The sequence below is a fragment of the Klebsiella sp. A-Nf5 genome (assembly GCF_002810545.1).
Classification (GTDB): Bacteria; Pseudomonadota; Gammaproteobacteria; order Enterobacterales; family Enterobacteriaceae; genus Klebsiella; species Klebsiella variicola.
In genome coordinates, this window is record NZ_PIOG01000222.1 from 301,890 (window position 1) to 321,027 (window position 19,138).

Consider the following 19,138-nt stretch of genomic DNA (forward strand, 5'->3'; position numbering starts at 1 on the left):
ATGTCAATTGATATAGCGTGTTACACATCAATAAATATTGATGAACTGAAGGAAAGATTAGATGTGGTGAGGGAAAAGTTCATCCATCTCTTTGATGGCCCGTATCTTATGTTTGATCCACACAAAATTTTAAGCCGCCAACAGCTTGAACTAATTGATGATTATGTTGAAAAATACAATCAAGAGACTAAATTATTAATTGCTGAAGAGTTTGGCCTAAAAGAGCCAAGATCTTATTTTTTGATTACAGTGAATGATAAATCCTTCCCTGAGTTAAACACTTCTGAAATAGCAGATATGTTCAGGCAAGAGTTAGGAGAAGGAAATATTATTGTGCTTTTAAATGGTGAAGATCTAATCTAGATATTGTGATGGATCCCGGCCTGAATGACCGGGATCGTGCTGTCAACCATCAGGCAAAATACCCGTCCCCGCGCTTGATCACCGGCACATCACCGGTGTCGTTCAGCGCGCCGGGGAAGGTCTTCAGCCACTGCGTCACCTTCTTCTTATTGATGCGCATGACGCTTAACCCTTCGGTGTAGCTCCACAGCTCGCGGGTATTCTGGGTTGAGATGACAATTATGATGTGTGGGTTGCAGGGTAAAAAGCCACGGCGAGGTGGTAGCGTGTTCGGGAGGAAAAGTCGCGTCGGGGCGTTGATACCCGGCCATCAAAATTCGCTAGGCGATATTGATTGCAATAGATTGAATTAAATAAAAAAATCTCTCTTCATCGTCAAGGTTCAAGACAGATAAAGTTGTTGTGGAGAATAACTTGCTGGGTGGAAATGAAGACACCCAGACTAAGTTCGTGCGTGAGCACGGTAAGAATATTGCGTCCTGTAGCACTGAGCCTAGTTCAGCATCGTGCCAAAAAGGGCTGGCGATGCAGAATGCGCTGATGGTGGCACTTCCGGCCGGTCTTGGCGGTGGAGTACTGGCAGCAGCCACGCCGGAAATAGCGGCGGCAGCGAGAGCAGTAATAGCGGCCTGCACAAGTAATGCCGTCCTGTGCCTGAATAATGCCGGGATAATGGCCTCGGAAGCGATAGTGCCGGGCGGTGTGGGGGCAGGCGGTGCGATAGGTATCGGCAAGACAGTTGCTGAAGTGACAACGGCGAAGGCAATAGCCAGTACGATTAAGGATAATGTTGCAGCCAGTCAGGCGGCCAGAGCATCATCCAATTTTGGGCAATACAGCAAAGCTGAAGGGACAGTTCAGGAAAGCTTAGGTATTTGGCCGCCTAATCGTGGGGGCTTATGGTGCAATAGAGAATGTAACGTTGCCAACAGGAACAATGATTGATCGGTATGGATATCCTGGAGGTAGTTTTGTATCTCCATTAGGAGTTCCTTTTGAACAAAGAGCTCTTCCATCTTCATATGAAACTACAAAGCCATATTTTCAATATGAGATTTTGAAGCCTATAGATGATGTCTCTCAGGGGAAAATATTACCTTGGTTTGGGCAGAAAGGGCAAGGTACGCAGTATGAGTTACCAAAACCTGTTCAATGGTATTTGGATAACGACTATATGAAAAAGGTAGACAAATGACTAAAAAAGAACTTGAAAACCAATTGGATATTCTTGGTGTCCATCCTAATAGTTACTCATTGGGAACGTTGAGAAATAGCGATTGTTTATGTGTTATTCACGAAGATACACAATGGAATGTTTATTACGTGGAAAGGGATCAGCCATCACTTATTTCTTCGTTTCTATTGGAAGAAAAAGCCTACGATTTTGTGTTAGAGCAATTTAAAAAGTGGCTTTCATAAGCGTATAGTAAAAATTTCGTCCGTAGTTGGGCAGAATTTTAATTTTATCAGCCATTTAGTCGCAGGACGGATCACCTGTTGCCCGTGTTCAACGGGCACACTAACCAACGCATCGGTGCAAAATCCGGCTTCTGCCAGCCAGTTATCGTTCATGCGGAGTCTGAGGCCGCGGGAATAGTAGGTAATCTTGTAAGACAGGCTCTTTAACAGTTTTGGAGAAAAGTGGCTTACGGGGAGCAAAAAACGCGTATCGGAGCGTTGTGTCCGGTTCAGCGAAATGCACCGGGGAAAACAGGTTGCAAACTACTTATAGTACAGGGTAAATGCTGTTGCAGCGGCCGGGTTCGCAACGGATAAAGTTGTTGCTGAGAATAACTCGCTGAGTAAGAAAGATAAGATCTTCGATATCAACCCGATGCTGAAGATAGGTATTGAAGGGGCTGATGGCGATCCGCTGAAAGGTGGTGGTGGGATTGGTAAGTTTACGATTAATAAAGGACAACAGAACAAACACTTACCTGGAACTAATGAGTATAAAATAGCATCGGAAGCAGGTTTGAATAAAAGTATTCTTACTGTCTCACCCGATTTATTTTTACCCAAATTGGGAACTGGTCAGCAGGTAGGTAATACCCCAGTCGGTACCCCTGGTTCTAAGGAACGAATAAACTATGGTCAAAATATTGGAAACTATATTGACCCTCAGACTGGAGTGTCCACACCGACAACAAACGGCATAGTTCACTATGGTAAAAATGGTGTACATATTGTTCCTGCAAGACCATCAGAGTAACTAAGGAATATATAATGGTTTTATATGATTCAAATGTGTATTTAAAACTTTCAGTACAAAGAGCTTTATTTGGAAATGTAACTCCTAATATCAGAGCTATTGTTGCTGAATTATCAGGTAAGAACATTAGCTTACTATTTTATTTTGATGGACAAATTGATGATGATGATAAAGAGCTAGTGTCAGTAATAGAAACTGAAATTATTGCTGATTTTGATGAAGATTTTACTGTTGACACGACGGTTAAGCGTCTTGATCCCCCACAACCGATAAAAAATAAAAATGGTTTACTGATATACATAAGAAAAGAGTAAAAAGAAGATCCCGACGAATTCCGGATCTTCTTTTTAACCGTCATTTTTTCGGCAACCCGTTGACGTTGCTAAGCCCCTACGGTAATTCCTTGGATTAACCAAGGTTCATCCGGCAATGTCAGCGGAGCAGCTGAAAGAGACGCAGACGTACAAAGATGAACAGGCGAAATACGGCACGGGCAGCGATATCCAGCGGGGTATCCAGGCAGCCACGGCAGCGCTGCAGGGACTGGCGGGTGGTGATATCGCCGGGGCGCTGGCAGGGGCATCGGCGCCGGAGCTGGCGAATCTTATCGGTCACGGTTCAGGGCTGAGTGACGGTGCCGCAGTGGTGGCTCACGCTATTCTGGGCGGTGCGGTGGCGGCGCTGCAGGGCAACAGTGCCGCGGCGGGCGCAGCCGGCGCGGCAGCAGGTGAACTGGCCGCAAAGGCTATAGCGGGCATGCTGTATCCGGGCGTGACGGACTTGTCCACGCTGACGGAAGCACAGAAGCAGACGGTCAGTACGCTGGCCACCATTTCAGCAGGGATGGCAGGCGGTCTGGCCGGGGACAGTACGGCGTCAGCGGTGGCGGGCGCGCAGGGCGGGAAGAACGCGGTGGAGAATAATTTACTTGGCGGAAATGAGGACGCTCAGGCTGCGTGGATACGACAGCATGGGATTGACATGGCGAGTTGTTCCGATAACCCTGGCGGGGCTGCATGTCAGAAAGCGATAAATGAGCGTGATGCAGTGGGGATGGCGCTGGCGTCTGGTGGAGTAGCTTTACTTCCTGGAACCGCACAGGCGATGTGGGTGCTTGGCACAGGCGCAAATGCCGGGATCAGTTATCTCGCGGATGGCTCGGTTGACCCTTCCAGCGCGGTAATTGCTGGCTGGGTAAACGTATTCAGTATGGGAAATGGTCTGGCCAGTACTGTGGGATGGAATGCCGCAGGAGGCGCATTCAGTAACTGGATAGATGGGAAAGATCCCGTGTCAGGCGCGTTGATTAATGGTGCAGGTTCTGCTGTGGGCTATGGTGTTGGCAAAGGGATTTCGTGGGGAGTTAATACTGGCACAAATTGGTGGAAAGGCGGTTGGGATCCGAAATTTAACCCTGACTTGCAGAAATACACTGAAATTAAAGGTGATTTTGGTATTTCGAAGGAAATGACACCAAGCAATTTCCCCAGCTCGATTGGTGATATTGGAGGGAGCATCACTTCAGAATTAGGAGGTAAGTATACAGAGCAAAAAATGAAACAAGAGGAAAATAAGAAATGAGGTTACTTAACTCAGTATTGCTTCTTATTTTCTTTGTTTTGATTAGTATGGTGTCTATCTTCCTAACTGGATTTGTTTTATATGTATGTGGAGAATTTTTCTTCCTTTTTTATAAACAAATTCCAGTATCTTTTACTACATATAACCTTTTGCTCATATGCAAAATCAGTGTTTATGTTGGTAGCTTTGTTGGGATAGTTATGTGGGCTGCCAGGCTACTGAGATTAAAGGGTTTTTAGTTGTTGTTGAGAATAATTTACTTGGCGGTAGTGAAGATGAGCAGGCGGCATGCTTGCGATGTAAGCATCCCGGCAATCGCACCTGGATCTTCTTTTTAGCCGTCAGCACCTGACCGGCTCGATCACAGCTGTTCCTGTTCCACGCTGACCATCACCGGTGTGTCAGTGCTGAATCCCGCTTCTGCCAGCCAGTTACCGCACGACCTGTGTGAAGCGGACCCCACTCAGAGCCAGAGTGCTTCCACGACGGGAAGTACAGGCGACAGCGTGGTGATTGATCCCGGCTACAATAGCCGGAATAACATGATCATTATCACCACCCATTGATCTGGCTTGCGACAGAAATCTCAAAACAAATACGCGGTTATGAAAAGACGGGATTGAGGTCATTAAAATAGTTGGCTGTGACCTGGGACCCGGCAGCGGTGGGGGAGACGTTGCATGACATGCCCAATTATCAGAGCGCAGTAGATTATTGCTGGCGTCAAATGGGGCTGGTGAGCCCTTGCCCTTCATCTTCAAATTTTTTCAGGATGACGTAATGATTAAAGCCTATAATACATATTATACCAGTAAACTTTTATCGTTATTGTCCAGCTGATTATTTATGAAATGATGACGTTAATATGCAGCAAATGGAGAGGTTAACATGCTTAAAAAAATGTGTTTAATTGCTTTTACATTAGTTATTGCTGGATGTACCAATACCAGTCATCTTTCAGGTGATGTCCATTCTTCAGCCACGGCTGGACGCGTACAACAAGTTTTTTATGGCCAGTTGGTGTCAGTCAGAGCGGTGCAAATTCAGGCGGGGGATAACAGTAATGCGCTTGGCGCTGTCGCCGGAGGCGTCATTGGTGGTGTAGCGGGAAGTGCCGTCGGTGGCGGTTCAGGCCAAAGACTGGCGACGGCGACTGGTGCTGTTGCGGGAGGTTTAGCAGGTCAGGCGGTTCAGGCAAGAATGAATCTTGTTCAAGGGGTCGAGCTTGAAATACGCTTAGATGATGGAAGAACGTTCATGGTCGTACAACGTCAGGGGCCAACGCGATTCTCGGTAGGGCAACGTGTTGCCATTTCATCCGTAGGTGGGCAAACGACAGTATCCCCACGCTAATTTTAAAAGTTAATAACATAAATACCTAATGCCAGCTACGCTTTAAGGCTGGCATGGTAAAAATGGAATATCTCAAAATTAGGGTGTTTTATGAAAAAACCATCTTATTTTTTAAAGGTAATTTGCCTCTTTTTTTCAGGAACACTTATCGCTGGTTGCTCTGTGTTTATGACGGGTATTGGAAACTCGCAAACGATGAATGTCAATTTTGTTTCAAACTCGCAGACAACCGTTCGATGCCTTAAAACCGGTGCGAAAATTAACGGTTTTATTCTTGATGATAGTCAGTTAACTGATGAGGGTAAGCTTTTCTTAACGAAACAAGATATGAACTCAGCCATTTCGATTATGGTCACGGAAAGTTTAAACGGTACAGACTTACGCGTTCGTTTTGATAACAGAGATAGCATCTTGATCGATGGCTGGAATAAAGCAATCCGATACTGCAGAAGAACGATACCCTAATAACAATGATGTCTTTTAAAAGCTGGAATATATCAGGCGTCAAGTCGCTCACCATTCTTATCAGTTTCAGGAATAGTGGTGAGCTTGAGCGTAACAGGCTAATCATATTGCATGAAAATAAGTAGGCAACGTAGTCAGAAACACGACCATGGGCTGTGAGGCGTGCGATAGAGCCATGCTCTGGTCGCAAATCTTTTGCTTGCGGATAGCCTTCTCAGCAGACATATCCTCTATATGTCTATATTTTGATAACAAAAAGTTTAATTTTTTTCCCCGCCGCGCTGACTATAGTTAGGGCACTTTCACTTGCCCAATAAGGTCACGATTATGAAATTAGTTATCGCCTCCGTAATTTCTCTGCTCAGCTTCAGCGCGCTGGCGGCGCCAAAGGGGACGCTCAGCGTTCACATTCTTAATCAGCAAACCGGGCTCCCTTCACCGGGGGTGCAGATTGAGCTGGATAAACAGCAGGGGGATAGCTGGCAGCATATCGCCACCGGTAAAACGGATGCCGATGGGCGGATTAAATCGCTCTATCCGCAGGCGGAGAATATGGAGCCGGGGGTTTATAAAGTGACGTTTAAAACCGGTGACTATTTTAAAAGCCAAAACATGAATACGTTCTTCCCGGTGGTCCCGGTTATTTTCAATGTCACAAAGCAAAATCAAAAACTGCATATCCCGCTGCTGCTCAGTCAGTACGGATACTCTACCTACCGCGGCAGCTGATGACGCAAGCCGCTATCCAGCCAACGCCTGCGCGTCTCCCGCAGGCGTCACGCTTTCCTCGCACCACGACCTCCACGCCTAACGCTCGGTCTCTTTCTCTTTAAAGTGTTTAACAGCTTCGTCGTACATCGCCAGCAGACCGGAAATATCGCCCTCATATTGCGGCACGCGCTGGGCGCGAACGAGCTCAATCAGCAGCGCATAGGCTGCTTCTTCCGGGGCTGCATGCGGATTGATCAGTCCAGACATATTACCTCCTTAACAGTGGGCCTTTAGCCTACCCCTCGGCGGGAAACCGCAACAGCCTGATATGCAACCAGTACTTTGTATGGCTCTTGTGAAACCTCAGAGGCGAAGACCACGGCGGAAGTCAACTGAAGGAGGGGGTTATCCAGGCCACTGGCGTGGCGGTTAGCGGTACGTCTACACCGGCAGCTGGCTCATCATCAACCAGGCGATGGTAATGCAGATGAGGGTCATCGACAGCACAAAATTCATGGTAGCTCTTCTTCATCCTATCTTTACTCAGCGTAAATTTTGACAGCGATGATCGCCTTTATCCTTGGCGATTTGTGCCGCTATCCGGCGGTGGGGTGGGGAAAGACGGCCTGTTTCCCCGTGAAGGCCAGCAAAATATTCTCTTTGTCAGGGTTATAGTGATGACATCAATGAATAAGCTGCATCACATTGGTTATGTTGGTCTTTCCGCCTGAAGAATGACTTCAGGTCGCTGATAAGCTTGCTGGGGGACTAACAGGATGAGCACTACACCGTTAACGCTTTCTTTTGCCGGGCAACAACCGCCCATCGCCCTGCCGCAGGTGCCGGGAACGCGGGGGCCGGTGGGAGTCGACATGCGCGGACTAAATCAGTCCGGATTCTGCAGCTATGACCCCGGCTTCGCCAATACCGCCGGATGCCAGTCGGCGATCTCGTGGATCGATACGGAAAACAGCGTGCTGCTGCACCGCGGCTATCCCGTCGATCAGCTGGCTCGCCAGTGCGATTTTCTCGAAGTGGCCTACATCATGCTGAACGGTGACGCGCCAGATGAGGCAAGCTATCAAACCTTTCGCGAGACCATCACCCGCCATACTCTGGTCCACGAGCAGATAGCCCGCATGTGCAGCGGCTTTCGGCGTGACTCGCACCCGATGGCGCTGATGTGCGCTCTGGTGGGGGCGCTGGCGGCGTTTTATCATGATGTCCTGGATGTGGAAAATCCGCAGCACCGGGCACTGGCCGCCACCCGGTTATTGTCGAAAATGCCCACCATCGCCGCCATGAGCTACAAGTACACCATTGAACAACCCGCCGCGTATCCGCGCAACGATCTCTCCTATGCCGGAAATTTCCTGCAGATGCTGTTTGCTATCCCGGCGGAGAAATATGTTCTGAATCCGGTCATCGAGCAGGCGATGAACCAGATCCTGGTGCTCCATGCCGATCACGGGCAGTGCGCCTCGACCACCACGGTGCGTGCGGCGGGCTCCTCCGGGGCGAATTTATTCGCCTGCATCGCCGCCGGGCTGGCGTCGCTGTGGGGGCCAATGCACGGCGGCGCCAATGAATCGAGCATGCGAATGCTGGAGGAGATTGAAAGCGTCGATCAGGTTCCGGCGTTTCTGCGCCAGGCGAAGCGCGATCCGCAGGCATTTCGCCGGCTGGGTTTTGGCAACTCGCGCTACCGTCACCGCGATCCGCGCGCCGGGATCCTGCGTGAAACCAGCCATCGGGTACTGGCGGAGGTAGGCATGTCCGACCGTTTGCTGCAGGTGGCGATGGCCCTTGAGGACGTGGCGCTGACCGACCCCTACTTTGTGGAAAATGGCCTGTCGCCGAGCGTGGATTTCTATACCGCGGTGATCCTCAAGGCGATGAATCTGCCTTCGTCGATGTTTGCGGTGGTCACCGCGGTCGGTCGGACGGTCGGCTGGGTAGCGCACTGGAATGAGATGCACCAGGCGCCGCTGACCATCTACCGCCCACGGCAGATTTACGTTGGCGAGGGCTATCGGGATTACGTCTCCCGACGCGACGAGCAGCCTGCTGGCCCAAGGTAATGCCTTACGGGCAGGAGGCGCGCTGCGTCTTCCTGCCCAGGCGGGTTGCTACTTAGAGATGCCGGGAGAGCAGATAGTGCTCGACGGCGGTATATTCGGTTAACCGGGTATACAGCGCCAACAGGGCGCTGAGAAAAGCGCCTACCTCACAGGCCTGCGGCCCGGGCGTGGCGAGTAATGGCTGTAGCGTAGCTCTCAGTTGATCAAGGTCAGGCTTCAGCACATACGGTATATGCAGGGTGCTGAGGATGGCTTCAGTCTGCTGGAAATCGTGACGAGATGGTAACGCCTCGTCTGCACTTAGCCAGCTCAGGATAATCAACATGAGGCGATTTTTAGCGTAGAGATACGATTTCATGGCCTGTCTCCTGTCGGTAGTGGCGCAACACCATCCCCTGAACTTTGTTCATCAGTTCCACGTTATTTTTCACCGCCAGCTTGCTAAGGACGCGTGAACGGTAGTAGTAGACCCGTTTGATCGTGAGCTGCATGGTGCTGGCCACGTGACACAACGGCATTCCCCCCATCAGCAGGCTGATTAAAAAAGTTTCCTTACGGGTCAGGTTATAGCTGTCAGGTATGGCGATATAGAGCTTGTCGGCGGGGGGCGACGTCCAGCGCGGACCGCGGGCAAGGGCCGTACTGAGTCCGGCAAAACTGGTGATGAACTCTGCGCCGAGCACAATGGCGAGGCTGCTTTCGAGCTCGCTCAACGGGTAGCCTGATTTGGCAAAAATAAAGATCCGGATCAGGGGATTAAACGATTTTAAACTGAGCGCGACCTGCAGTACTTCGATGTTAGCGCTGCTGTAATCAATAAGGATAGTGCTTAACCGGGCTCCAGCATCGGTCGCAAAAAAAGTATAGAACATCTCACTCTGTCCGCTAAACGGGTAACAGAGCATTTCTTTAATATCCAGAGGCTTGCTGTTTGGTTCATTAATATACGCCTTCAGCGCAATATTAAAATATTCTGAATCCGCAATGCAGATCAACATAATGACCTCCTGGCATAAATACGCTGTGCATGCTGTCCTGCCTGATTCGACAATTTACTGTAGAGAATACCCACCTGAAATAACATACTCCCTGCGCTTTCAATCGAGGGGGGAGAACGTGGGAGGAGGTGGTTAATAATGAGGGTGAGATATTTAGATCGCATTTTACGAATGTTTTATGGAAAGCAAAAAATAAAAATTATCATTTATTTACAATGGTTTATGTTTTTATTTTGCGTTTGTTTTATTTCTTTTTCAGAGTGGCGCTAAGACTTTTCTATAAAAAGTAGAAATGGTCCTGGTAGCGAATTTGAATAATAAACAATGAAGTGAGTAGGATGTCAGTGCAGGGAAGGGGTTAAAAGATAACAGGCTAATCCAATGGACTGAGCATTAATAAATTGTACGTATAAAGTACGCCAGGGTATTTCCTGAACGATTCTCCATAAGCGTGGTGATGAGGAGTGAATATGAAAAAATACAGCAATGGAATGGCATCTTTCGTGGTGATGATGATGCTTTCTCCGGTAGCGGCGCAGGCTGCTGATGGCAAAGTCACCTTTAATGGTGAAGTCATCGAAAATACTTGTACGGTAGTGAATAAAGACAAGACAGTGACCCTGCCGACGGTCCAGCGTTCGGCGCTCAGCAGCGCGGGTGAGACGGCGGGCGTGGTTCCCTTCACCATCGATCTGACGAGCTGCACCCCAGGGGCTGATGTCTCGGTGTACTTCGAGAAAGATCAATACGTTTCCACGGAGGGCCGACTAAAAAATACCCTGTCTGACGGCACGGAAGCAGAAAACGTCGATGTGGAACTGCTGAACACCCGGTTTACGCCGATTAACCTCGCGGAGACCCCGGTGGTCGCTGCAGACGGCACCATTGCTCGCCCGGACGTGATCCCAGTGGCGGTGGCTGAGCAGGATGGTTCCGCCTCGCTGCCTTTCTATGCCCGCTACTATGCGACCGACGCCGCTTCGGCTGGAAAAGTCGCCACCTACGTCAACTTTACGGTGGTCTATCCGTAAACCCTGTCCACGGCCCCGCTCAGGGGCCGTTTATCCACCCGGCAAGGAGGAGGTGAATATGCGGCGTATGGTTCTGGCATGGCTGCTGTCCAGCATTTTACCCTCGGCGGACGCCAGCATGGTTATTGACGGCACACGGATTATTTTTCCCGGCGATAAAAAAGAGATCGCCATCCGGGCCACCAATATGGGGGAGACCCCCTCTCTGACGCAGGTCTGGGTCGACGATGGCCGCGTGCAAAATCAACCGGAAAAAGATGCGGCGCCGTTTATTGTGCTGCCGCCGATTGTGCGTATCGAGCCGGGAAAAGGTCAGAGCTGGCGCCTGGTGTTCAATGGCAGTCGCCTGCCGCAGGATCGGGAATCGCTGTTCTGGTTCAATCTGCTGGACATTCCGCCAGAGCCGAAAAACGGCACGGCAATCAATTATCTGCAGCTCGCGATACGGTCGCGTATCAAGCTGTTTTACCGTCCGGCAGGCGTGGCGGCGGAAAAAATGGCGCCGGAGAATGCCCTGCGCTGGGCGTTGGCTCCCACGGGCAATGGGCTGCGGGTGAGCAATGCCTCAGCGCGCTATATCACCATCGACAGCATCACCCTTAACGGACAAAAACAGTCCGCTGGCATGGTCGCCCCTTTTTCCTCGCTGGAGATCGCGCCTAAAGGGGTCGCGCTGCGCACGCTGCCAGCGAGATTCAGCTTCACCACCATCAATGATTACGGCGCGGTAGTGAATCATAATTATCCTCAGTAAGGACATTATTATGAAACTCAGGGAGATCAAGTTTGGGTTAATGCTGTTCCTCCCCTGGCAAGAGGCATGGGCGGCGGAGGCGTTTAGTTTTAACCGCGCCCATTTGCACGGCGCCGCGCAGGTTGATCTCCAGAAATATCAATACGGTAATCCGCTGCACGCCGGACAGTATCGCAGCACGCTCTCCGTGAATGGCCGGGACCTGGCGGAAGAAACGTTTGTTATCCAGGAACACGATGGCCAGCTTGAGCCCTGCATCTCGCCCTCGCTGTTCGACGCCCTGCAGCTGAAGGACGCCCAGTGGCCGGCGGCGGCCACCTGCCTGCGCTTCTCGCAGATCAATAAGGCGATCGGCTGGGAGTATGACAGCGGGGAAAACGTCCTGCGGGTGAATATGTCCCAGGCGCTACTGCAACCCCATTATCGGGGGGCGGTGAACCTGAAGAAGGTGGATAGCGGCGTGCCCGCCGCAGTGCTGCGCTATCAGGCCAACAGCTATCAGAGCATCGTCGACGGGGATAGCAGCAGCCATCATTATCTCGGGCTGGATGCCAGCCTGCGCGCCTTTGGCTGGCGGTTACATCACCAGTCTAGCTACCAGGCGCAGGAGGGGAATACACACTGGGATAGCATTGCCACCTGGGCTGAGAGAAGTGTAGTGAACTGGGCGTCCACGTTACGGCTGGGTCAGGGATGGACCGAAGGAACCTTCTTTGACAGCGTCAGTTTTATCGGCGGCAGGCTGGCCACCGATGTGCGCATGCTGCCGGGCTCCCGCCGCGGCTTTGCACCGTCGGTGAGCGGCGTGGCGCGCACCAATGCCCGCGTGACGGTCACCCAGAACGGCGCCCTGTTGTACGAGGCAACGGTTCCGCCGGGCAAATTCACCTTTGACGATCTCTATCCCACCAACGCCGGCGGCGATTTACAGGTAACGATCCATGAGGCGGACGGCAGTCAGGAGACCTTTACCGTGCCGTACGCCGCGCTGCCTGGCCTGGTGCGAGCAGGAGCGGTCTACTATGACCTGTCGCTGGGCTATCTGGATGAGGATGGGATCGCCGGGCGGCCAGGATTTGGCGAAGCCACGCTGCAGTACGGCTTCAATGACTATGTCAGTGGCTATACCGGCGCCAACGCGACGACGGATTATTACTCGACGCTGGTCGGCAGCGCCTTCAATACCTACTGGGGGGCGCTGGCGGTCGATCTTTCCCGTTCTGCGGCGAAGGGCAGGGAACGCGGCTGGCAGGAGGGGTATCGCTGGCGGGTATCCGCATCAAAATCCTTCGCGTCCGATACGCGGATGCTGGTCTCGATGAGCCACAGCAACGACGGCAACTATCGTTCCATTCGCGACGCCGTCCGGGAGCACGACCGTTACCCCAACGACTGGCGGGAGATGACCCGCTACAGCGCGACGTTGTCTCAGCAGGCCGGCAGCGGCAGCCTGTCGTTTAACGGAATCTGGAGTGAGGATGTCCGCCACCACCGCTGGCGCTCCTATCAGCTGGGGTACGCCAACCGCTATGGTCAGCTCAATTACTACCTGTACGCCCAGCAGAGTCAGGATATTCATCACCGTAATAATCAGGTGGTGGGTGTCTCCTTTTCGCTACCGGTCGGGCAGGCGGGCAGCCTGACCACCCGCTTTAACCATGATAAGAACTACGGCAGCCAGCTGCAGTCCAGCTATACCGGCAGCGCTGGCGAGAAAAATGCCTTTAGCTATGGCCTGACCGCCAGCTACGACATGCCACGGGAGAACCCGCACGAGGCCAGCGTTGGGGGCAACGGTAGCCTGCGTACGGATTATGCGTACCTGAATGCCAGCGCCAGCGCCGGTCGCCACCAGCAGCAGTACTCGCTGGGGGCATCGGGCGCCCTGGTGGCGCATCAGGGCGGAATGACCGCCACCCCCGAACTGGGGGAAACCTTCGCCATTGTGGAAGCGCCCGGCGCGGCGGGCGCTCGGGTGGCAAACCGCCTCGGACAGCCAATAAACCGCCAGGGTTTTACGATCATCCCTTACCTCGATCCCTTTACCGATAACTGGCTGGATCTCGATCCGCAGGGTCTGAACGACCATGTGGAGATTGTCTCCAGTAGCACGACGGTGGTGCCCGATTCGGGTGCGGCGGTGAAGGTCAAATTTATCACGCGTACCGGCTATCCCTGGTTTGCCCATGTCACGCTGCCGGATGGCGCGGCGCCCCCGCTGGGCGCGGAGGTGTTTGACGAGAGCGGTCGGGCGGTTGGCGCCGTCGGTCAGGGCGGGCTGCTGTATGCCCGGGTGCCGCAGGCCGACGGCAGCGTCTCGGTAGTATGGGGCGAACGCAGCGGGCAACGCTGCCGGTTGGCCTATGCCATCCGCGGCGACGCGGCGCAACAGGTTAGCCGCGGTACGCCGCATCAGGTCTGCCGGCCGGGAATAAAGGAGAAGTAATATGAAAAAAATCATCGCATCAGGGGTACCGCTTCTGCTGGCCGGCGGATACTGCGCCTCGCTGTCGGCAGCGTGCCAGATGGTCAGTGGCAAAACTATCGAGTATTCAGTGAACGTCAGCCAGGCCAGTATCAACCTTGACGTCAGCAATCGCCCCATCGGCTCCCTGCTATACAGCTACGGAGGGATGATTATCACTAATAACGAACGCTGGGAGATCGCCTGCAGCGGCAGCGAGCCCGGCGGGTTTCAGAGTATCGGCGGCTCACGGGTCGGCCCGGCGGGAGACGGCAAGCCCGGGGATATCTACAGCATCGACCGCCTGCCGGGCATTGGCTACAGCTTCCAGATGGGGGAACAGGATGGCATTAATTTCGATCCCCTGTTCACGGCCTGGCCCTCAGCGCCGGTATTTTCCGGCCAGCGCGCATTTCAGGCGGAAAATAAAAAACCGACCATCTATTTCTGGCGGATTGCCGACAACGGCGGTCTACCGCCGCCGGGCGAGTATTGCCTTAACGATTACCTTGGCGATATTTATCTTGGCGGAGTACAGGCGATGCGCTTCAGCGTCAGTGGGCTCTGTATTCAGGTCAAATCACCCACCTGCAAGATTACTGACGACAGTAAAAACATTAACGTCTTCCTTGGGCGGCATAACAAAACCGCGTTTACCGGGCTCAACAGCACCACCGCCCCGGTCCCTTTTAACATCAACCTGACGAACTGTGAAAATGTCGGCAGCGTGTTTATGCAGTTTAACGCGACGGCGGACAGCGCCATGGCTGCCAACGAGGTGATTAAAATTGATGACCAACCTGAAGGCGCATCCGGACTTGGCGTGCAAATCCTCAGTGCCGGCGGCGCGCTGGTGCCGCTAAACCAGGTGAGCCAGATCTGGTCCGGGAATAAAGGCAGTCAGACGAACTACCGTTTATCCTATCAGGCCCGCTATATCCAGACGCAGCCCGCAGTGACTGCGGGCGAGGCGAACGCCAGCGCGACCTTCGTGGTGACTTATCACTGATCGGCCTGACGGCGTGGCGTCGTCAGGCATGCGCCAGTAAAGGAAACATCAACTTCCTGTCTTTAAACAGGTTTTCCTTCTGGTCATAGACGAAGAGGATATCTTCTCCCTCAATCTTCTCGTACTCGCCGAGCCGGTCTTCATTGGGGGTAAAACCGAGGATGGCCTGGTAAACATGGTCATCGGCCAGTTCGTTGACCAGCGTCGACAGGCTCTTACCCTCCTCGCAGAAGAGGTCAAAGCAGATCAGCACCGGACCGTTTTGCATGGCGATAACCACCGCCTCATTTTTTGCCGAGTAATAGACGAAATGCTTCATAAAGGCTGAGCAGTAAAACATCAGCAGGCCAAAGTTATGCTCCACCCGCAGCGGTGAGAACGGGTTGGATTTTTCATAGTAATGACGGAGCAGGGCGACATCGTCAGCGCTGTCCATATTCAGTTTGCGAAAATCGCCAGCTCGCGGGGAGACCGGCATAATATATTGATGCTCTTCGCTGCGGGTGAAGCCAAATTTGGGGTAAAAATCCACCGTAGTGGGATTGGCGAATAAAAAGAAGGCATCCGCCTCCTGCTGCCAGTCCTGCAGGATATGATGGATAAGCTGGCCGGCTAATCCCTTATTACGGTGGTCCGGTTCGGTCATCACGGTGCCAATCTGAATATAACGCCGGGGCTCTCCCTGCCAGCGCAGGTCGATGATATTGGCCGAGGCGTTAGCGATAACTTTATTGCGTTCGACAAAGGCGTAGGGGATATAGGCGTCGGTCCAGTAACCTTGCTGATACCACTCTTCAAAAGACAGGTCAAAAGTCTTAACGGCAAGGTCAATGAAGCTTTTTCTTAATGGGTTATTTTCTCTGACTTGCTTCACTAATTGATAATTCATTGTCATAGTTCCTTCTCACTATGGCTTCTGAAAGCGGCGACGTCGGCAAAGGCACTTGCGTCGAATGAGCGCTGTAAACGTAGCATATCTGGGAAAAGGATCAGCAATGTCGATGCTTAACCATTGCCCCAGTCACAAATAACCGCATGCTGGCCATATCAGACCGGGCTGAACGGCCTGTTTGCGTTTGCTATCGCCCTAATAAAGCGTGAGTAAACGAGGTACTGGTCGAGAGGCTGAGGCAAATGTACTGGCGATTTTATCGACAATCGGCCGCGCCGTAGAGGTTAGGTTTATTTATTTATGCATAAATCAGGAAATTTTACGCAATGTGTCTAATACTAGAGTAGCCCCAAGCGCAAGGGCTGAAATTATCCTAAAATCGGCTTATAATAACGCGCTTTGTGTCTGAGTATTACCGCACGAATTGGAAAAATATAACATGCAGGATCCGCTACTTTATTTCGCGGTTTTTTCTCAGCTATTATTGAGTGAATTAACAGGATTACTATGTCAAATTTACCCAAATTTTCCCGCGCGCTGTTGCACCCGCGTTACTGGCTGTTATGGCTGGGAATTGGCTTTTTATGGCTGCTGGTGCAATTACCGTATCCGGTGATCTACCGTCTGGGGACGGCGCTTGGGCGGCTGGCGATGCGGGTGATGAAAAGCCGCGCGCGGATTGCCAGACGTAATCTCGAACTCTGCTTTCCCGAGATGAGCGCCGCCGACCGCGAGGCGCTGCTGGTGAAAAACTTTGAATCGCTGGGCATGGGGCTGATGGAGACCGGCATGGCCTGGTTCTGGCCGACGCACCGGGTGGCGCGCTGGACCGAGACCAGCGGCGTTAACGAGGTGATCGAACTCCTCGAACAAAAACAGGGCATCTTACTGATCGGTATCCATTTTCTGACCCTCGAAATGGGAGCGCGGATGTATGGCATGTTTACCCCAGGCATTGGCGTCTATCGGCCCAATGACAATCCGCTGATTGACTGGCTGCAGACCTGGGGACGCTTGCGCTCTAACAAGACCATGCTGGATCGAAAAAATCTGAAAGGGATGGTCAGGGCGCTAAAGGAGGGGGAGATCCTCTGGTATGCGCCAGATCACGATTACGGTCCGGCCAGCAGCGTTTTTGCGCCGCTGTTTGCCGTCGAGCAGGCGGCGACCACCACCGGCACCTGGATGCTGGCGAAAATGTCCGGGGCGACAATTGTGCCGTTTGTTCCGCGGCGCAAGCCCAACGGCATGGGGTATGAGCTGATCTCCCTGACGCCGGAGCGCACGCCGCCGCTGGCGAGTGCAGAGGTCACGGCGGCATGGATGAATCAGATCATCGAACAGTGCATCCTGATGGCGCCCGAGCAATATATGTGGCTACACCGGCGTTTTAAGACCCGTCCGGAAGGGGTACCGCCGCGTTACTGAACGCTTCGGCCAAAAAATAAGCGCATCGGTAGCACGCTCAGTAAATCGCCGTCTATACTGAAAGAGCCTGACTGAAGGCTAATTCCAAGGAGATTGCAGGATGAAAAAAGTGATAGTCGCGTTAGCCCTTTCCGCCGTTGCATTTGGCGCGTCCGCCGCGCAGTTGATCACCAAAGAAGAAGTGAAACACTTCAAACTGACCAAGGTCGGACCGATCTCGGTAGGGCCGTCTGGTGGCGAGTTCTCTTCGCCTTCCGATCTGCACGATCAGCTTTCTAAGCTGGCCGATGAGAAAGGCGGAAAATATTACGTGATTACCGCTGCGCGCGAGCATGGTCCTAACTTCGAAGCCACAGCGGAAGTGTATAAATAACCTTTTTAAAGCGTGCCATCGCGGCGCGCGACAGACTGAGCCTGGAGCGCGTTAAGCCTCCAGGCTTATTTTTTTATCTGCGACGGGAATTTCCACCGGCAATCTCGCCAGCGAAAACGCGTTTTTATCGCTATATATAAATTTCATGATCACGATGTTAATGAAATATTGCTTTTCATTGTCGCAAAAAGCGAATTCCGACCTAATGCCTGAGGGAGTGACCCCTGGCAAAAATAGGTAGGACAAATGTGTTATCATCGCGCCTTTCCCTTTTTGTCTGGGGCTTTCTTGTATGCTACAACCTGTTGTTCGCGTCGGTGAATGGCTGGTAACCCCCTCTGTAAACCAAATCAGCAGGAAGGGGCGCCAGCTTACCCTTGAACCGCGTTTAATCGACCTTCTGGTCTTTTTTGCTCGCCATCCGGGGGAAGTGCTTAGCCGGGACGAGCTTATCGAAAACGTCTGGACCCGTAACGTTGTGACCAGCCACGTCGTCACGCAGAGTATTTCCGAACTGCGCAAGTCGCTCAAAGACGGCGATGACGTTAGCCTTGAGTACATCGCGACGGTACCCAAACGGGGGTATAAGCTCACGGTGCCGGTGATCTGGTGCACCGAGGAGGGGGAGGAACTCGCCCCGCAGATGGAGGCGCTGACGTCTTCACCGTCGGCTGACATGCCCATGCCACCGGCGGCAGCTGCGCCGCCCGACACGCCGGAACCCCCTGCGGATCTCGCCGCACCGGCGCCTGCCGTCGCCAGCGCGCCGTCAACCCGCAAACGTCTCACTACCGCTCTGGTGTGGGGGCTGTTTCTGCTGGCGCTGGGCACCTGCGTGGCGCTGGTGGCGCTGTCGAGCATAGAGTCGCGGCCGCCGGTTAACAAGGCGCGCCTGTTGCTCAATCCGCGTGATATCGATATCCACCTGGTCAATGGTAACTCCTGCACCAACTGGTCGTCGCAGCACTCCTACGCGGTCGGCCTGGCCAGTCTGATCACCACCTCGCTAAACACCTTCTCGACCTTTATGGTGCATGACAAAACGGACTACAACATCAATGAGCCGAGCAGTTCCGGGAAAACGCTGACCATTGAGTTCGTCAATCAGCGCCACTACCGGGCACAGCAGTGCTTTATGTCGGTCCAGCTGGTGGATAACGCTGACAGCTCGACGATGCTGGATAAACGCTACTTTGTGACCAATGACAACCAGCTGACCATTCAGAACGATCTGATGAACAGCCTGTCGGATGCCCTGACGCAGCCGTGGCCGGCGCGGATGCAGGCGATGCTCAGGCAGTATCAGCCGTCGCAAAGCGTGGCGTTAACCTACTTCTACCAGTCGCATCAGCTGCTAATGAAGGGCGATGTCGATTCATTAAGTAAGGCCAGCAGTCTGCTGGACGATGTGATTAAGCGGGCG

Annotated in this window: 24 protein-coding genes and 1 pseudogene; 20 read left to right on the plus strand and 5 right to left on the minus strand. The window is 52.6% G+C overall.

The features are described from left to right. The 7 genes and pseudogenes from CWM53_RS21935 to CWM53_RS21965 form a co-directional block, all read left to right on the plus strand. A complete protein-coding gene (locus CWM53_RS21935; RefSeq protein WP_074386687.1) occupies positions 1-363 on the plus strand; it encodes a hypothetical protein in 363 nt (120 codons plus the stop codon). Between the two features lie 525 nt (positions 364-888). After that, the gene (locus tag CWM53_RS32070; protein WP_227521731.1) at positions 889-1,308 is read left to right on the plus strand and encodes a hypothetical protein; all 420 of its coding nucleotides are present in this window, start codon (positions 889-891) and stop codon (positions 1,306-1,308) included. Then, complete coding sequence (locus CWM53_RS21945; RefSeq protein WP_074386685.1) at positions 1,301-1,558, plus strand: TNT domain-containing protein; 258 nt, start codon at positions 1,301-1,303, stop codon at positions 1,556-1,558. Before CWM53_RS32070 ends, CWM53_RS21945 begins: the two co-directional genes overlap by 8 nt. Beyond that, positions 1,555-1,782 carry a hypothetical protein gene (locus tag CWM53_RS30590; protein ID WP_074386684.1) on the plus strand — a complete coding sequence of 76 codons (228 nt, stop codon included), beginning with the start codon at positions 1,555-1,557 and terminating at the stop codon, positions 1,780-1,782. Before CWM53_RS21945 ends, CWM53_RS30590 begins: the two co-directional genes overlap by 4 nt. A 415-nt stretch (positions 1,783-2,197) precedes the next feature. Then, positions 2,198-2,575 (plus strand): polymorphic toxin type 50 domain-containing protein, encoded by a 378-nt coding sequence (locus CWM53_RS30600; RefSeq protein ID WP_074386683.1) that lies wholly within the window; start codon positions 2,198-2,200, stop codon positions 2,573-2,575. Positions 2,576-2,589: 14 nt separating this feature from the next. Then, a complete protein-coding gene (locus tag CWM53_RS21960) occupies positions 2,590-2,889 on the plus strand; it encodes a hypothetical protein (RefSeq protein ID WP_074386682.1) in 300 nt (99 codons plus the stop codon). A gap of 139 nt (positions 2,890-3,028) precedes the next feature. After that, positions 3,029-4,156 (plus strand): annotated as a pseudogene (locus tag CWM53_RS21965) (VENN motif pre-toxin domain-containing protein); the annotation flags it as partial. Between the two features lie 361 nt (positions 4,157-4,517). On the opposite strand, the gene CWM53_RS32420 reads toward CWM53_RS21965, so the two are convergent. Beyond that, positions 4,518-4,583 carry a type I toxin-antitoxin system SymE family toxin gene (locus CWM53_RS32420; RefSeq protein WP_223170017.1) on the minus strand — a complete coding sequence of 22 codons (66 nt, stop codon included), beginning with the start codon at positions 4,581-4,583 and terminating at the stop codon, positions 4,518-4,520. Here CWM53_RS32420 and CWM53_RS32080 point away from each other — a divergent pair. The 4 genes from CWM53_RS32080 to uraH all read left to right on the plus strand — a co-directional run bounded on the left by CWM53_RS32080 (position 4,561) and on the right by uraH (position 6,703). Continuing rightward, complete coding sequence (locus CWM53_RS32080) at positions 4,561-4,722, plus strand: hypothetical protein (RefSeq protein WP_158239530.1); 162 nt, start codon at positions 4,561-4,563, stop codon at positions 4,720-4,722. The two genes, CWM53_RS32420 and CWM53_RS32080, sit on opposite strands and share 23 nt — an antisense overlap. A gap of 322 nt (positions 4,723-5,044) precedes the next feature. Beyond that, a complete protein-coding gene (locus CWM53_RS21980) occupies positions 5,045-5,509 on the plus strand; it encodes a glycine zipper 2TM domain-containing protein (RefSeq protein WP_071787335.1) in 465 nt (154 codons plus the stop codon). 90 nt (positions 5,510-5,599) lie between these two features. Continuing rightward, positions 5,600-5,974 (plus strand): hypothetical protein, encoded by a 375-nt coding sequence (locus CWM53_RS21985; RefSeq protein WP_133122462.1) that lies wholly within the window; start codon positions 5,600-5,602, stop codon positions 5,972-5,974. Positions 5,975-6,301: 327 nt separating this feature from the next. Continuing rightward, positions 6,302-6,703 (plus strand): hydroxyisourate hydrolase, encoded by a 402-nt coding sequence (uraH, locus tag CWM53_RS21990; RefSeq protein ID WP_100631530.1) that lies wholly within the window; start codon positions 6,302-6,304, stop codon positions 6,701-6,703. A 78-nt stretch (positions 6,704-6,781) separates the two neighbouring features. On the opposite strand, the gene CWM53_RS21995 is transcribed toward uraH, so the two are convergent. Further along, entirely contained in the window at positions 6,782-6,952 is a 171-nt protein-coding gene (locus CWM53_RS21995) for an ATP-NAD kinase (protein ID WP_074386678.1), read from the minus strand. A gap of 323 nt (positions 6,953-7,275) precedes the next feature. On the opposite strand from CWM53_RS21995, the gene CWM53_RS31305 reads away from it, so the two are divergent. Beyond that, complete coding sequence (locus tag CWM53_RS31305) at positions 7,276-7,416, plus strand: hypothetical protein (protein WP_162677911.1); 141 nt, start codon at positions 7,276-7,278, stop codon at positions 7,414-7,416. Positions 7,417-7,461: 45 nt separating this feature from the next. After that, positions 7,462-8,766: a citrate synthase gene (locus CWM53_RS22000; RefSeq protein ID WP_074386677.1), complete on the plus strand. Its 1,305-nt coding sequence runs from the start codon at positions 7,462-7,464 to the stop codon at positions 8,764-8,766. 52 nt (positions 8,767-8,818) lie between these two features. On the opposite strand, the gene CWM53_RS22005 is transcribed toward CWM53_RS22000, so the two are convergent. Then, positions 8,819-9,124, minus strand: coding sequence for a hypothetical protein (locus tag CWM53_RS22005; protein ID WP_070611853.1), 306 nt, complete (start codon positions 9,122-9,124; stop codon positions 8,819-8,821). Then, the gene (locus tag CWM53_RS22010; RefSeq protein WP_074386675.1) at positions 9,102-9,764 is read right to left on the minus strand and encodes a LuxR C-terminal-related transcriptional regulator; all 663 of its coding nucleotides are present in this window, start codon (positions 9,762-9,764) and stop codon (positions 9,102-9,104) included. The genes CWM53_RS22005 and CWM53_RS22010 overlap by 23 nt, the downstream gene beginning before the upstream one ends. Positions 9,765-10,234: 470 nt before the next feature. Here CWM53_RS22010 and CWM53_RS22015 point away from each other — a divergent pair, with 470 nt between their 5' ends. The 4 genes from CWM53_RS22015 to CWM53_RS22030 are packed head-to-tail and all read left to right on the plus strand — an operon-like array spanning position 10,235 to position 15,022. Further along, a complete protein-coding gene (locus tag CWM53_RS22015; RefSeq protein ID WP_074386674.1) occupies positions 10,235-10,795 on the plus strand; it encodes a fimbrial protein in 561 nt (186 codons plus the stop codon). A gap of 58 nt (positions 10,796-10,853) precedes the next feature. Beyond that, complete coding sequence (locus tag CWM53_RS22020; RefSeq protein WP_100631529.1) at positions 10,854-11,549, plus strand: molecular chaperone; 696 nt, start codon at positions 10,854-10,856, stop codon at positions 11,547-11,549. Between the two features lie 10 nt (positions 11,550-11,559). Then, on the plus strand, positions 11,560-13,995 hold the full coding sequence (locus CWM53_RS22025) for a fimbria/pilus outer membrane usher protein (protein ID WP_100729376.1): 2,436 nt from the start codon (positions 11,560-11,562) through the stop codon (positions 13,993-13,995). A gap of 1 nt (position 13,996) precedes the next feature. After that, complete coding sequence (locus tag CWM53_RS22030; protein WP_061155477.1) at positions 13,997-15,022, plus strand: fimbrial protein; 1,026 nt, start codon at positions 13,997-13,999, stop codon at positions 15,020-15,022. 22 nt (positions 15,023-15,044) lie between these two features. Here CWM53_RS22030 and CWM53_RS22035 read toward each other — a convergent pair whose 3' ends face one another. After that, positions 15,045-15,911: a GNAT family N-acetyltransferase gene (locus CWM53_RS22035; protein ID WP_100675956.1), complete on the minus strand. Its 867-nt coding sequence runs from the start codon at positions 15,909-15,911 to the stop codon at positions 15,045-15,047. A gap of 510 nt (positions 15,912-16,421) precedes the next feature. On the opposite strand from CWM53_RS22035, the gene CWM53_RS22040 reads away from it, so the two are divergent. The 3 genes from CWM53_RS22040 to cadC form a co-directional block, all read left to right on the plus strand. Then, positions 16,422-17,342: a Kdo(2)-lipid IV(A) acyltransferase gene (locus CWM53_RS22040; protein ID WP_074386670.1), complete on the plus strand. Its 921-nt coding sequence runs from the start codon at positions 16,422-16,424 to the stop codon at positions 17,340-17,342. Between the two features lie 100 nt (positions 17,343-17,442). Further along, positions 17,443-17,715 carry a DUF1471 domain-containing protein gene (locus tag CWM53_RS22045; RefSeq protein WP_002892402.1) on the plus strand — a complete coding sequence of 91 codons (273 nt, stop codon included), beginning with the start codon at positions 17,443-17,445 and terminating at the stop codon, positions 17,713-17,715. Positions 17,716-18,007: 292 nt separating this feature from the next. Further along, on the plus strand, positions 18,008-19,138 hold a 1,131-nt coding region (gene cadC / locus CWM53_RS22050), incomplete at its 3' end, for a lysine decarboxylation/transport transcriptional activator CadC (RefSeq protein ID WP_100750866.1).